The organism is Nonomuraea guangzhouensis (assembly GCF_019396345.1).
In the GTDB taxonomy this organism is placed as follows: Bacteria; Actinomycetota; Actinomycetes; order Streptosporangiales; family Streptosporangiaceae; genus Nonomuraea; species Nonomuraea guangzhouensis.
Genome location: NZ_JAHKRM010000015.1, coordinates 211,989 through 224,012, shown reverse-complemented (window position 1 = coordinate 224,012; position 12,024 = coordinate 211,989). Strand labels below are relative to the sequence as shown.

The window sequence follows — 12,024 nt, the reverse complement described above, 5'->3', positions numbered from 1 at the left end:
CGCATTTGTCAACGCGGTGTGCCATGGCTGAGCGCACGGTGCGCCGGCAGGCGCGCGGGCTCAAGCGCATGGCGGAGATCCTCGACGCGGCCGAGGCGGTGATCGCCGAGATCGGCTACCCCGCCATGACGACGAACCAGGTCGCCGCCCAGGCCGGGCTGTCACCCGGGTCGCTCTATCAGTTCTTCCGCAACAAGGAGGAGATCCTCGACGGGCTGGTGTCTCGCTACACCGACGAACGGGCGGTGTTCTGGACCGAGCGGCTGTCGGCCGTCACGCCGGACCTGCCACTGGAGACGCTGGTCGGGCAGGTCGTGGACCAGAGCGTGGCGTTCAAGGCGCACTCGCCCGCCTACTGGGCCGTGATGCACGGCTCGGCGACGGGCGACACGCTGGCCGGGGCGGCCGACCGCCTTCAGGAGGCGGTCGGCGAACAGGTGGCCGCCATGCTGCTGCGGCGCGCCCCGGACCTGGATCCCGCGCGGGCGCGCCTCATGGCCGCGATGGCGGTGGCGATGGTCTCGGCCGTCATGGCACTGATCTCCACGGCCGAACCCACCCGGGCGGCGCAGCTGATCGAGGAGCTGAAGGTCGCGCTGGTGCGGTACCTGAGCTAGTTGTTCCGTCCTGTGACGTTGGTGACGCGCCCGACGGGTGGCCGGCCGCTCAGCGCGGTGTGTCGGCCAGTGCGGAGTCTCCCGCTCAGCGCGGAGTCTCCCGGCCAGTGCGGCGTCTCCCGGCCAGCCGGGGTAGAGACGCTCAGGCCGGAGTGGAGAGACTCAGGCCGGCGATTGGGCCGTCCGGGGCCCAGGACCGCGGCGATGTCAGCCCGGCGGCCAGGGTCGTGATCGCGGGTCTACCCGGTGGTGGACTTGTCCCCCGCAACCGGGCCCTCGTCTGCTCGCCACGTTCGTTCGCCGCGTTTTCACCCCAGAAGCCGTCCGTGGGTCACGCGCTGAGGTCCCTCAGGCGCGGAAGGGGCCGGCCACCTCGAAGGTGCGGCCGTCGTCGCGGCCTCGTCTGGCCGAGAAGTAGAGTCGGCCGCCGCCGGGCGCGAACGCCAGCCCCGTGAGCTCGGCCCCGCTCGGGCCGCCGAGCTTGAGGAACGGCGTGACCTCCCGGTCGGGCGTGATGAGGTCGATCTCCGTCGACTGCCTGGCGACGTACAGGTCGCCCGACGGTGCCGCCGTGATGGCACGTACGCCGTCGCAGATCCGGTCGAGTGTGGAGGTCTCGGCGTCGTAGGCCCACAGGCCGCTGTCACCCTCGGTGGTGAAGTAGCAGACGCCGCCCGCGTAGTGGCAGCCCTCGCCGCCGTCGAAGTGGCGGGCGTCCTCTATCTGGTGGCGCACGGCCTTGAGCAGGGCGGCGGGCGAGGGCACCGGCTTCCAGTCGCCACCGTCGCAGAGCACCTCCAGGGTGCCCTCAGTGAGATCGCCCCAATCGCCCGGCCTGAACCGGTAGAAGCACCCGTCGGACTCCCCCTCCGTCAGGTAGACGACCTGCCGGTCGGGGTCGCAGGCGGCGGCCTCGTGCTTGAAGCGGCCCATGGCCAGGCGGGGGCGCCCGGCGCGGGCGCCGTACGGGTCGCATTCGAAGACGCGCCCGCGGTGGCCGAGCTCGCACGAGAGCCAGCTGTCCCACGGCGTCGCGCCGCCCGCGCGGTTGAGGTCGGTGCCGGACAGGATGCGGTACGCGTCCGCGATCGAACCGTCGGCACGGAAGCGGAGCGCGGACGCCCCGCCGAGCAGCGGCAGCTCGGAGTTGGACACGTAGATCCAGCCGGTGCCGTCGGGGAAGCACGCGCCGCCGTCGGGCGCCGCGTGCCAGGTCAGCCCGGCCACCTTCTGACCCGAGCGGGCCACGACCCGGCCGCTGAACCCCCCGGGCAAGGCCAGATCGTCGCCGCCGGGCGGCTCCAGGGGGCCATACGGGCTCATCCCGCCCTGCCGGAGCGGACCCGTGCGGAGGAGCGTCTTGCTGGACATCGTGGAGCCTCCCTCTAAGTGCCACGCTAGTCGACCTCACCGACATGAATGACAGGGATGTGCGAGATCAAACTCTGCGCGAACCTCAGGCGTGATCCGGTGACACCCAGCACGGCTGACACCAGTACGGCTCACTTCAACACCGGTCACCGGTCCTTCCAGAGTGCTCACTTCAGCGCTGCTCACTTCAGGACGGCGGACCGGCGGCCGGCCGCCCCGTGGCAGCCGGGCCCTCCGCGGCGTCCGCCGCGCAGAAACCGCTGCCCCGTATCGGCCCTGCCGCCGCGATCCCCGCGCGCACGCGGGCGGCCACGGGGGTGCACGCGGGCGGCCACGGGGGTGACGGTGCGCAGGGGGTCGAGGGCGACGGACGGACGGACCGGCCGTCGCGGCGAGGCTGTTGGGCGGGCACGAGGCGCGCACGGCACGGAAGCGGGCGAGCTCCCGAGCCGGTGCGTGGTGCCGAGGTCAGCTCTGGGCCTGGAACATCCAGTGCTGCTTGTCGATGTCCTGAGCCACGGCGATGAGCCGGTCCTGGGAGACGGGGTCCGGTTCGTCGGTCGCGGCGATGCGCTCGCGCATCCGGTTGCCGATGCTCTCCAGGATGTCCGTCATCGTCGCCACGACCTTGCCGTCCTCGATCCAGCCGTTCTCCGGCTGCGCGAGCTTGGTGGACTTGGCGACGGTGGCCGCGCGGCCGTCCGGGCTGAGTCCCAGGGCGACGGCGCGTTCGGCGATGGTGTCGGCGTGCTCGCGGGCCAAGGCGGTGAGCTCGTCGAGCTGGAGGTGGATCGGCCGGAAGTGCGGGCCGGTCAGGTTCCAGTGCATCTGCTTGGCGAGCAGCGAGAGATCGATGAGATCGACCAGTGCTCCCTGGAGGGCCGTCGCGACCGTGTTCTTCGCCTCGCCCGAGAGCGGACCGGTGATCGTAGCCATGATGTGTTCCTCCCCGTGGTTCGACATCAGGGTCTTTTGCGTAGAACACCCCGCTTACCCGCAGCCCGCCGATTGACACTGCAATAGTGACAGTGTAATTGTGAAGGTATGAGCGACACCTGGACCATCCGCGAGCTGGCGGAGCACGCCGCCGACGCGTTGCGCGCCCACGCGCAGCCGCTCAACGGCCGGGTCCGCGACGTGCCCGGGGAACGCTTGATCAGGTGGTACACCACGATCGGCCTCGTCGACCCGCCGCTGACCAGGCGCGGCAGGATCGCCCAGTACGGCAGACGGCACCTGCTGCAGCTCGTGGCCATCAAGCGGCTCCAGGCCGCGGGGCGGTCGATCGCGGAGATCCAGACCACCCTGACCGGCGCGACGGACGCCACCTTGGAGCGGACGGCCCACCCCGAAGGGCTGATCTTGGACGAGGATGTCGCCGCGGTGGGGGCCCTCCTAGACGGCCCGAGCCTCAGTGAGGATGCTCGAACTGCGGGGGGTCACCTCAACGGTGAGACGCCCGAGACGGCGACGTCCGAGACGGAGACGCCCGAGACGGAGACGCCCGAGACGGCGGATCTCCTCGACGGCTCGGCGGCCGGATCCAGGAGCCCACGTGGCCGCTTCTGGACCGAACGTCCCACCGACGGCACCGGCACCGCCCTGCCCGCCAACGGTTCCTTGCCCACCGGCACTATCCATCCCGCCGACGCTCTCCCGCCCTCCAGCGCCGCCCCGCCCCCTGGCGCCGCCACACCCGCCGGTGCTCTCCCATCCCCCAGTGCGGCCCCGCCCGCCGGCAGTGGCCGGCCCGCCGGCCCTCCCCCGCCCAGTGATACCGGCCGGCCAGCGCGTGTCACCCCGCCCATTGGGGCGCTGGTGCGTGGGGTCAGGCTCGCCGACGGGGTCACGCTCCTGCTCGACGGCGCCGGCCGTACCCCGGCTGAAGACGACATCCAGGCGGTACTCGCCGCGGCGGCGCCGCTGCTGGCGCTGCTCGAAGAGAGGAAGCTGATATGAAGATCACTTCGCTGGAGCCCGCCCGGTGCCTGCCGGTGCCGGACGCCGGGTTCGGCGCGCTGCGGACCGCGCGCGGGAACCTGCCCCTGGAGAGCGTGGCCGTGTCCGCCGACATTTCCGGGTTGGTGGCCGGGGTCGAGGTGACGCAGGGCTTCCGCAATCCGTACGACGTCACGCTGGAGGCCACGTACGTCTTCCCGCTGCCGGACCGGGCGGCGGTGACGGGGTTCCGGATGGAGGCCGACGACCGGGTGATCGAGGGCGTGCTCAAGGAGCGCGGCCAGGCCAGGGCCGACTACGACCGGGCGCTGCGCGAAGGGAAGCGGGCCGCGATCGCCGAGGAGGACCGGCCGGATGTGTTCACGATCAGGGTGGGCAACCTGCTGCCCGGTGAGCGGGTGACGGTCAGGCTCACGCTGAGCCAGCCGCTGCCGTACGAGGATGGCGCGGCCACGTTCCGCTTCCCGCTGGTCGTCGCCCCCCGCTACATTCCGGGCGTCCCGCTCGACGGCCCCGGTTCCGGTGACGGCACCGCGCCCGACACCGACGCGGTGCCCGACGCCTCGCGCATCACGCCGCCGGTGCTGCTGCCCGGCTTCCCCGCCCCGGTACGCCTGTCGCTGACCGCGACGATCGACGCCGCCGGGCTGGACCTGCGCGACATGGCCTCCAGCCTGCACGTGGTCGAGGAAGAGGTTCACGAAAAAGAGGGCCACACTGTACGGCTGCGGCCCGGCGAGCGGCTGGACCGCGACTTCATCCTGCGGCTGTCGTTCGACGCCTCGACGGCGCTGCAACTGGACGGCGAGGGCGCGTTCTCGCTGACCGTGCTGCCCCCGGCGCTGGAGTCGCCGCGCGCGCCGCGTGACCTCGTACTGCTGCTGGACCGCTCGGGCAGCATGGGCGGCTGGAAGATGGTCGCCGCGCGCCGGGCCGCGGCGCGGATCGTCGACACGCTGACCGAGCAGGACCGGTTCGCGGTGCTGACGTTCGACTCGGTGGTGGAGCAGGCGTTCGAAGGGCTCGTGACGGCCTCGGACCGCAACCGCTACCGCGCCGTCGAACACCTGTCGCGGGTGGACGCCCGCGGCGGCACCGAACTGCTGGAGCCGCTCCGCCAGGCCATCTCCCTGCTCCACGACGAGGCCGGGCGGGAACGCGTCCTCGTGCTGGTCACCGACGGGCAGGTGGGCCACGAGGACCAGATACTGGAGCAGACCGGCGGCGCGCTGTCGTCGATGCGGGTGCACACCGTCGGCATCGACCGGGCGGTGAACGCCGGGTTCCTGGGCCGGCTGGCCGGCCTGGGCGCGGGCCGCTGCGAGCTGGTCGAGTCCGAGGACCGCCTGGACGCCGCCATGGAACAGATCCACCGGCGCATCGGCGCACCCCTGGTGACCGATCTGTCCCTCAAGGACCTCGATGTGGAGCCCGGCACGGTCACCCACCTGGGCTCCATCTTCCCCGGCGTCCCGCTGCGGGTACACGGCCGCTACCGGAACGGCTCGTCGGTGACCGTACGCGGGCTGGCCTCGGGCACCCCGTGGGAGCAGCAGGTGACGGGGACCGTGGTCGACAACCCGGCGATCCGCGCCGTCTGGGCCCGCGCGTACCTGCGCGAGCTGGAGGACCGCTACGCCATGGGCGAGCACGAGCTGGAGGCGCAGATCGTCCGGGTCTCGCTGGAGAACGGCGTCCTGTGCCGCTTCACCGCCTACGTGGCGGTCGACACCAGGAAGGTGGCGGAAGGCGAGCCGGAGCACCGCGTCATCCAGCCCGTGGAGCCGCCGAGCGGCTGGGAGCTGCCGCAGAACCCGCCGATGATGCCGTTCATGGCCCAGGCCGCGGTGATGGCCGCGCCGTCGTTCCGCGCCATGTCGGTGCCCGACCCGGGCTTCGCCCCTGGCCAGGGCCACGGCTTCGCGGGCGGCGCCCAGGACACAGGCGCTTCAGACATAGCCGGCCGCGCCCGTGACGCCGGAGACGTCGACTGGGACACGGATGCGGGTCCCGGCAGCGCGCCGCGCGCTCCGGGCGCTCCGGGCGCTCCACGCCGTGCTCCGCGCAGGGCCCCGGGCGGTGCTCCGGGTAGTGGCGGGGGCAGTGGCCCGGGCGGTGCTCCAGGCAGCGGCGCAGGCGGTGGCGGAGGCCACGGCTATGGTGGCGGCTCGGCTGGCGGGCGGATGAGCCCGCCGCCGCGGTACGCGCCGCCCCCGGCTCCGCGTCCGGGCGCATCCGGCGTGGAGTCGGTCAGGACGCAATTGGTAGCCGAGCTCGACCGGCTCAAGGCGCTGCCCAGCGGCCCCGACCCGCTCTACCTGGCGGACCTGGGCTCCCGGCTCTCGGCGCTGGCCGTCTTCCTGGGCGGCCCCCCGGAGCTGTCCGCCCTGGCCGAGGAGCTGCAGGCGGCGGGGCTGCCGGGCACCGACGCCAAAGCTCTGAGGACGCACGCCATCGAGGTGCTCACGGCACTCACCAGCGGATCGCCCTCACCGAGCCAGTCCACACCGGGTACGCCCCGCCGCCCGTTCTGGAAGCGCACCTGACAGGACCGGCGAGCGCCCTGAGGTGGTGGCGGTGTCCAGAAATTTCCTTACACCGCCACCACCAGCACCGCCCTCGGCCAGCCTCTGGTCGGCGCTCGGTGCCATCCAGCGGCAGACTCCGAGGTCAGTCGGCCGCTCAGGGTCAGTCGAGGTCAGCTGGCCGGGGTCGGTCAGAGACCAAGTGGGCGTGCAGCACGAAAGCCGTGTCCTTAGGTTCTCATATCACCACTCTGGGTTACGGGTCGGCGATATGATCAACGTGTGCGGCTCCGTTACAACTACCGCTTGGATCCGGCCCCCGCCCAGCGGATCGCGCTGGCGCGAGCGTTCGGGTGCGCGCGGGTGGTGTACAACGACGCGCTCGCGCTGCGCCGTCAGGCGCACACGGACGGGCTGCCGTTCATTACCGATGGCGAGTTGTCCAAGCAGGTCATCACCGAGGCCAGACAGCGCCCCGATCGGGCGTGGCTGGGCGAGGTGTCGGCGGTGGTGCTCCAGCAGGCCCTCGCGGACGCCGCCATGGCTTACCGTAACTTTTTCGCCAGTCTGTCCGGCAAACGTAAGGGGCCGAAGATCGGCGCGCCTCGGTTTCGTTCCCGTAAGGACAATCGGCAGGCGATCCGGTTCACCAGGAACGCCCGGTTCAAGGTGGGGGAGAAGCTGTCCCTACCGAAGATCGGTGACATCGCGGTCCGCTGGTCACGCCCTCTGCCGTCCGATCCGTCCAGCGTGACGGTGATCAAAGACGCGGCGGGCCGGTACTTCGCCTCGTTCGTGGTCGAGGTCGCCGAACGGCCGTTGCCCCGCGTCGAGGCTGAAACAGGCATCGATCTGGGGTTGGCGCATTTCGCGGTGCTTGCCGATGGCCGGAAGATCGACTCGCCCCGGTTTCTACGGCGGGCAGAGAAGAAACTCAGACGCCTTCAGAAGGCGTTGTCGCGTAAGGAGAAAGGATCGCAGAACCGGGTCAAGGCCCGGGTGAAGGTGGCCCGTCACCATGCGAAGGTCGCCGATGCGCGCCGCGAGTTCCACCATCAGGCCTCCACGCGGATAGTTCGCGAGAACCAAGCGATCTATGTGGAGGACTTGGCGGTCAAGGGGCTGGCCCGCACGAGGCTGGCCAAGAGCGTGCACGATGCGGGCTGGTCCGCGTTCGTGGGCATGCTGAAATACAAGGCGAAACTGCACGGTCGCACCTTCGCCCAGATCGACCGGTTCCATCCCTCCTCCAAGCTCTGCTCGGCGTGCGGGAGCCTGGCAGAGGTGATGCCGCTCAACGTCCGGGAATGGGCGTGCGCCTGTGGCGTGAGTCATGACCGAGATGTGAACGCCGCAATCAACATCCTGGCCGCCGGGAGGCGGCAGGTCGCCGCTGGACGGAAACCCGAACCTGAGATGGGCGGGAAGCGGAGACCCGAAACGCCTGTGGAGGCCGGTAAGACCCCACGCCCAGCGCGCAAGCGCCGGGCACGGGGCACGGCCGACGAAGCAGGAAGCCACCGAAGTGCCGCATGACACCATGCGACACAGGCGGAATCCCCGGAATTCGTTCATCCCGGAGAGCACGTCAAAAGATCGGCGTCCACTCCTTGAGCAGCACCACCTCACACCCCCCGTTCACCGCCGCATAAGGATCACGCCGGAGAATCTCCCTCAACTCCTCCTCATCAGCCACCTCGTACACGTGCAACGCCCCACTGTCATCCGCCCACGGCCCCGCCATCACCAACCGCCCCTCATCGCGAAGCACCCGCAGATGCTCCCGATGCGCGGGCCGGGCCGCCAGCCGCCCGAGGTCGCCGTCGAACGCCAGCTGCACCACATATCTCGCCATACCCGCACGTTAAGCCCGCCATCGAGACGGCCGCCGCATCACCGGGCACACCCGTGGTGTATCACCTGATACATGACGCACACGCTGGCCGACCTCCCGATGTTCCGCGAGCTGGGCCAGGAGGGGCTGCGCAGGCTGGAGGCCGTGGCGCGGTCGCGGCGTTACCCGGCGGGGCAGGTGCTCTGCACCGAGGGCGACCCGGCCGACCAGCTGATCGTCCTGCTCGACGGCCGGGTCAAGGCCGGGCGGGTGAGCGTGGACGGCCGGGAGGTGGTGCTGGCCGTGGACGCCGCGCCCGTGGCGTTCGACAAGACGACGCTCCTGGTGGAGGGCACGCACCGGGCCACGCTGACGGCCGTCACGCCGGTGGAGGTGGCCTACCTGCCGCGCGTGGCCGTACTGGAGGCGATCGCCACCGAGCCGTCGGTGGCGGCCCGGCTGATGCGTACCCTGGCCGAGACCGTGCGCGACCTCGACGAGCGGCTCACCGACGCGGTGGTGCTGGACGTCTCCGCGCGGGTGGCCAAGTGGCTGGTACGCCACAGCGAGGACGGCCGGGTGCGGCTGCATGCCGGGCAGGCGGGGCTGGGTGCCGAGATCGGCGCGACCAGGGTGAGCGTCAACAGGGCCCTGCGCTCCTTCGAACGTCGCGAGCTCGTCGAGATCGGCGACGGCGAGGTGACGGTGAAGGACGCCGAGGCGCTCGCCCGCATCGCGAAGACCGCCCCTGCCGACGCCGGCGGTAAAGTCCGCCGGAAATACGAATAGGCGTCTATCGGAGTCCGGCGGCCTGTTCTATCGTCACCGTACATGGCGACCTCTCGCGCACCGCTGCGCTTCGCCGAGGCGGTCTCCGCCACTGTTTCCGCGGCCCGGGAATCGGGTTTCTTCTTCGATTTCGACGGCACTGTCGCCCCCATCATGAACGACCCGGACGCGGTACTCCCCGTCCCCGGCGCGGTGGAACGGCTGGGCGCGCTGTCGGAGCTGTTCGCGCGCGTCGCGGTCGTCTCCGCGCGCCCCGCCGCGTTCCTGCGCGAACGTTTCTCGGCCGCGCCCGGCGTGCGGCTCTTCGGCCTGTACGGCCTGCAGACGGTGGTCGGCGGCGAGATCAGGAACGCCGGGGAGGCCGAGCCGTGGGCGCCGGTCATCCGCCGCCTGATCGCCGACGCCGCCCGCGAGCTGCCGGGCAAGGTGCTGGTGGAGGACAAGGCGCTGATGGTCGCGCTGCACTACAGAGCCGCTCCGGCGCTGCGTGGCGTGGTGGAGAGGTGGTCGTCGGCGAAGGCCGCCGAGCTGGGCCTGGCCGAGCAGCTGGGCCGGATGGTGGTCGAGCTGAAGCCACCCGTACCCGGCGACAAGGGCACGGTCGTCGCGACGGAGGCCGCCGACCTGACCAGGGCCTGGTACTTCGGCGACGACCTGTCCGACGCCCGCGCCTTCGAGGCACTGCGTACGCGCGAGGAAGGCGATCCTGCGTTCATCGGGGTCAAAGTGGCGGTGGCGAACTCGGAAACAGGAGACGACCTGGCGCGGCAGGCGGATTTCGCCGCCTCCGGCCCGGCGGACGTCCCGGCCATGCTCGACGAGATAATCCGCGCTTTCCATGACAAGCGGGATTCCCGATAAAGTTATGTGATTAATTCGAGCCGTTCACCGGGTGGCCATCAACCGGGAAAGTCCTGTCCGGTACACGGGGCACCATACTCTGGACGGGTGAGCACCCTTGTCCTGGACGGCGGCCTGGCCACCCGTCTCGAAATGCTCGGCGCCGACCTGAGCGACGAGCTGTGGTCCGCGCGGCTGCTGCTGGAGGATCCGGCGCTGATCCGGCAGGCGCACGCCGACTACTACGCCGCGGGCGCCGATGTGGCCACGACGGCGAGCTATCAGGCGTCGATCCCGGGGTTCGTCCGGCACGGGCTCGACGTGGCGCGGGCCGAGCGGCTGATGAGGCTCTCGGTGGAGCTGGCGGCCCAGGCCCGCGACGAGGCCGGGGGCGGGCTGGTGGCCGCCTCGATCGGTCCCTACGGGGCCTACCTCGCCAACGGCGCCGAATACACCGGCGACTACGACCTCGACGAGCTTGGCCTGCTCTCCTGGCACCGGCCACGCTGGGAGATCCTCGCCTCGGCCGGGTCCGACCTGCTCGCCTGCGAGACCATCCCGTCCTACCCGGAGGCGCGGGCGCTGGCCCGGCTGCTCGCCGAGACGCCGTCGGTCAAGGCGTGGGTGAGCTTCTCCTGCCGCGACGCCGCGCACCTCAACGACGGCACCCCGATCGGCGAGGCCGCCGCGCTGTTCGCCGGCAGCTCGCAGGTGGTGGCCGTCGGGGTCAACTGCACCGCGCCGCGCCACATCTCCGGCCTCATCGGCGCGCTCTCCGGCGGCCTGCCGGTGGTCGTCTACCCCAACTCCGGCGAACGCTGGGACTCCGGACAGGGCCGGTGGCTCGGCACCGCCGACCCCGTCGAGTACGGCCAGGCAGCCGAGGAGTGGCAGCGGGCCGGCGCCTCGCTCATCGGCGGCTGCTGCCGTACCACTCCCGAGCACATCAAGCAGATCCGCGCCCACGTGTCCTGAACGCCCCGCCCCGCCGCGGCGAGCGGCGGGGCGGCAGAACGGGGACAGCGGCACCGCGACGGCCAGGCCGCGCAGGTCACACCGCGCAGGTCACACCGCGCAGGTCACGCCGCGCAGGTCACGCCGCGCAGGTCAGGCCGCGCAGGTCAGGCCGCGACGTGCGCAGGGGTGCGGCGGCGCGACAGCAGGCGGTCGAGGGCGAGCGCGCCGCCGCCGCTGAAGCCGATGGCCAGCGCGCCCGCCGCCAGCGACAGGACGAACTCATAGCCGCCCTTGTCGGCCGCGAACCCGTTGGCCCCGTGCACGAACACGATCGCGCCCACCATGTCGAGCGCCAGCAGGGTCCCCACCACGGGCAGCGCCACGCCGAGGATCAGCGCCAGGCCGCCCGCGACCTCCAGCACCGCCACCGCCGGAGCGGCGGCCGCGGCCAGCGGGATCCCGGCCGACTCGAAGAACTTGGTGGTCCCGGCGATCCCCATCGTGGCGAACTTCTGGTAGCCGTGCACCAGGAAGATTACCCCGACGGCCACCCGGGCGACCAGGAGCGCTACGGAACGTGACTGGTCAAGCATGCGATCTCCAAAGATAGTCGTTCAGATTTGAACGAGCACTTTACCCGTAAGTTCAAATCTGAACAACAAGTACACTGAACGGTGTGACGAACACCCGCTGGCTCGACGAGACGGAGATGGCCGCCTGGCGCGCCTTCCTGTCCACCTCCCACCTGCTCGAGCGGCGCATCGAAGAGCAGCTCAAGGCCACGGCCGGGCTGACGCATCCGCAGTACGAGATCCTGGTACGCCTGGCCGACGCCCCCGGCCGCCAGATGCGCATGACAGAGCTGGCCAGGGGCGTCGTGGTGTCGAAGTCCGCGCTGACATACCAGATCGGCCAGCTGGAGCGGGCGGGCCTGGTCGAGCGCACCACCTGCCCGTCCGACGAGCGGGGTGTGCTGGCCGTGCTGACCGAGGCGGGCGTCAGCTGCCTGGAGCGGGTCGCGCCCGGTCATCTGGAGGTCGTCCGGGCCTACCTCATCGACCGGCTGACCCGCGGCGAGCTGGAGACGATGACCGCCGCCATGTGCAAGACGGAGCAGGCGCTGCGGCAGTGA

12 protein-coding genes are annotated in these 12,024 nt (G+C 71.2%); 8 read left to right on the top strand and 4 right to left on the bottom strand.

Going from position 1 to position 12,024, the window contains the following annotated elements:
• The first annotated feature begins 23 nt into the window (after positions 1–23).
• A complete protein-coding gene (locus tag KME78_RS30370; RefSeq protein ID WP_219532814.1) occupies positions 24–617 on the top strand; it encodes a TetR/AcrR family transcriptional regulator in 594 nt (197 codons plus the stop codon).
• Positions 618–965: 348 nt separating this feature from the next.
• On the opposite strand, the gene KME78_RS30365 is transcribed toward KME78_RS30370, so the two are convergent.
• A complete protein-coding gene (locus KME78_RS30365; RefSeq protein WP_219532813.1) occupies positions 966–1,988 on the bottom strand; it encodes an alkaline phosphatase PhoX in 1,023 nt (340 codons plus the stop codon).
• A gap of 468 nt (positions 1,989–2,456) precedes the next feature.
• Positions 2,457–2,924, bottom strand: a complete 468-nt coding sequence (locus tag KME78_RS30360; RefSeq protein ID WP_219532812.1) for a Dps family protein — start codon at positions 2,922–2,924, stop codon at positions 2,457–2,459.
• A 108-nt stretch (positions 2,925–3,032) separates the two neighbouring features.
• Here KME78_RS30360 and KME78_RS64795 point away from each other — a divergent pair, with 108 nt between their 5' ends.
• The 3 genes from KME78_RS64795 (at position 3,033) to KME78_RS30345 (ending at position 8,008) form a co-directional block, all read left to right on the top strand.
• On the top strand, positions 3,033–3,947 hold the full coding sequence (locus tag KME78_RS64795) for a helix-turn-helix domain-containing protein (protein WP_246652085.1): 915 nt from the start codon (positions 3,033–3,035) through the stop codon (positions 3,945–3,947).
• Positions 3,944–6,493: a VIT domain-containing protein gene (locus KME78_RS30350; RefSeq protein WP_219532811.1), complete on the top strand. Its 2,550-nt coding sequence runs from the start codon at positions 3,944–3,946 to the stop codon at positions 6,491–6,493. Before KME78_RS64795 ends, KME78_RS30350 begins: the two co-directional genes overlap by 4 nt.
• A 261-nt stretch (positions 6,494–6,754) precedes the next feature.
• Positions 6,755–8,008, top strand: a complete 1,254-nt coding sequence (locus KME78_RS30345) for an RNA-guided endonuclease InsQ/TnpB family protein (protein ID WP_308127190.1) — start codon at positions 6,755–6,757, stop codon at positions 8,006–8,008.
• A gap of 52 nt (positions 8,009–8,060) precedes the next feature.
• Here the strand turns inward: KME78_RS30345 and KME78_RS30340 are convergent, their stop codons facing one another.
• The gene (locus KME78_RS30340; RefSeq protein ID WP_219532810.1) at positions 8,061–8,327 is read right to left on the bottom strand and encodes a YciI family protein; all 267 of its coding nucleotides are present in this window, start codon (positions 8,325–8,327) and stop codon (positions 8,061–8,063) included.
• Positions 8,328–8,399: 72 nt separating this feature from the next.
• Between KME78_RS30340 and KME78_RS30335 the strand changes: the two genes are divergently transcribed.
• The 3 genes from KME78_RS30335 (at position 8,400) to mmuM (ending at position 10,910) form a co-directional block, all read left to right on the top strand.
• Positions 8,400–9,095: a Crp/Fnr family transcriptional regulator gene (locus KME78_RS30335; RefSeq protein WP_219532809.1), complete on the top strand. Its 696-nt coding sequence runs from the start codon at positions 8,400–8,402 to the stop codon at positions 9,093–9,095.
• Between the two features lie 42 nt (positions 9,096–9,137).
• A complete protein-coding gene (otsB, locus tag KME78_RS30330) occupies positions 9,138–9,956 on the top strand; it encodes a trehalose-phosphatase (RefSeq protein WP_219532808.1) in 819 nt (272 codons plus the stop codon).
• An 87-nt stretch (positions 9,957–10,043) separates the two neighbouring features.
• Positions 10,044–10,910: a homocysteine S-methyltransferase gene (mmuM, locus tag KME78_RS30325; protein WP_219532807.1), complete on the top strand. Its 867-nt coding sequence runs from the start codon at positions 10,044–10,046 to the stop codon at positions 10,908–10,910.
• Between the two features lie 146 nt (positions 10,911–11,056).
• Here mmuM and KME78_RS30320 read toward each other — a convergent pair whose 3' ends face one another.
• Entirely contained in the window at positions 11,057–11,485 is a 429-nt protein-coding gene (locus KME78_RS30320) for a DoxX family protein (RefSeq protein ID WP_219532806.1), read from the bottom strand.
• Between the two features lie 83 nt (positions 11,486–11,568).
• Here KME78_RS30320 and KME78_RS30315 point away from each other — a divergent pair, with 83 nt between their 5' ends.
• Positions 11,569–12,024, top strand: a complete 456-nt coding sequence (locus KME78_RS30315) for a MarR family winged helix-turn-helix transcriptional regulator (RefSeq protein WP_219532805.1) — start codon at positions 11,569–11,571, stop codon at positions 12,022–12,024.

Excerpts from the sequence above, each read along its gene's own strand:
- KME78_RS30370 (WP_219532814.1), top strand. The coding sequence starts at position 24 with ATGGCTGAGCGCACGGTGCGCCGGCAGGCGCGCGGGCTCAAGCGCATG.
- KME78_RS30365 (WP_219532813.1), bottom strand. The coding sequence starts at position 1,988 with ATGTCCAGCAAGACGCTCCTCCGCACGGGTCCGCTCCGGCAGGGCGGG.
- KME78_RS30360 (WP_219532812.1), bottom strand. The coding sequence starts at position 2,924 with ATGGCTACGATCACCGGTCCGCTCTCGGGCGAGGCGAAGAACACGGTC.
- KME78_RS64795 (WP_246652085.1), top strand. The coding sequence starts at position 3,033 with ATGAGCGACACCTGGACCATCCGCGAGCTGGCGGAGCACGCCGCCGAC.
- KME78_RS30350 (WP_219532811.1), top strand. The coding sequence starts at position 3,944 with ATGAAGATCACTTCGCTGGAGCCCGCCCGGTGCCTGCCGGTGCCGGAC.
- KME78_RS30340 (WP_219532810.1), bottom strand. The coding sequence starts at position 8,327 with ATGGCGAGATATGTGGTGCAGCTGGCGTTCGACGGCGACCTCGGGCGG.
- KME78_RS30335 (WP_219532809.1), top strand. The coding sequence starts at position 8,400 with ATGACGCACACGCTGGCCGACCTCCCGATGTTCCGCGAGCTGGGCCAG.
- otsB (WP_219532808.1), top strand. The coding sequence starts at position 9,138 with ATGGCGACCTCTCGCGCACCGCTGCGCTTCGCCGAGGCGGTCTCCGCC.
- KME78_RS30320 (WP_219532806.1), bottom strand. The coding sequence starts at position 11,485 with ATGCTTGACCAGTCACGTTCCGTAGCGCTCCTGGTCGCCCGGGTGGCC.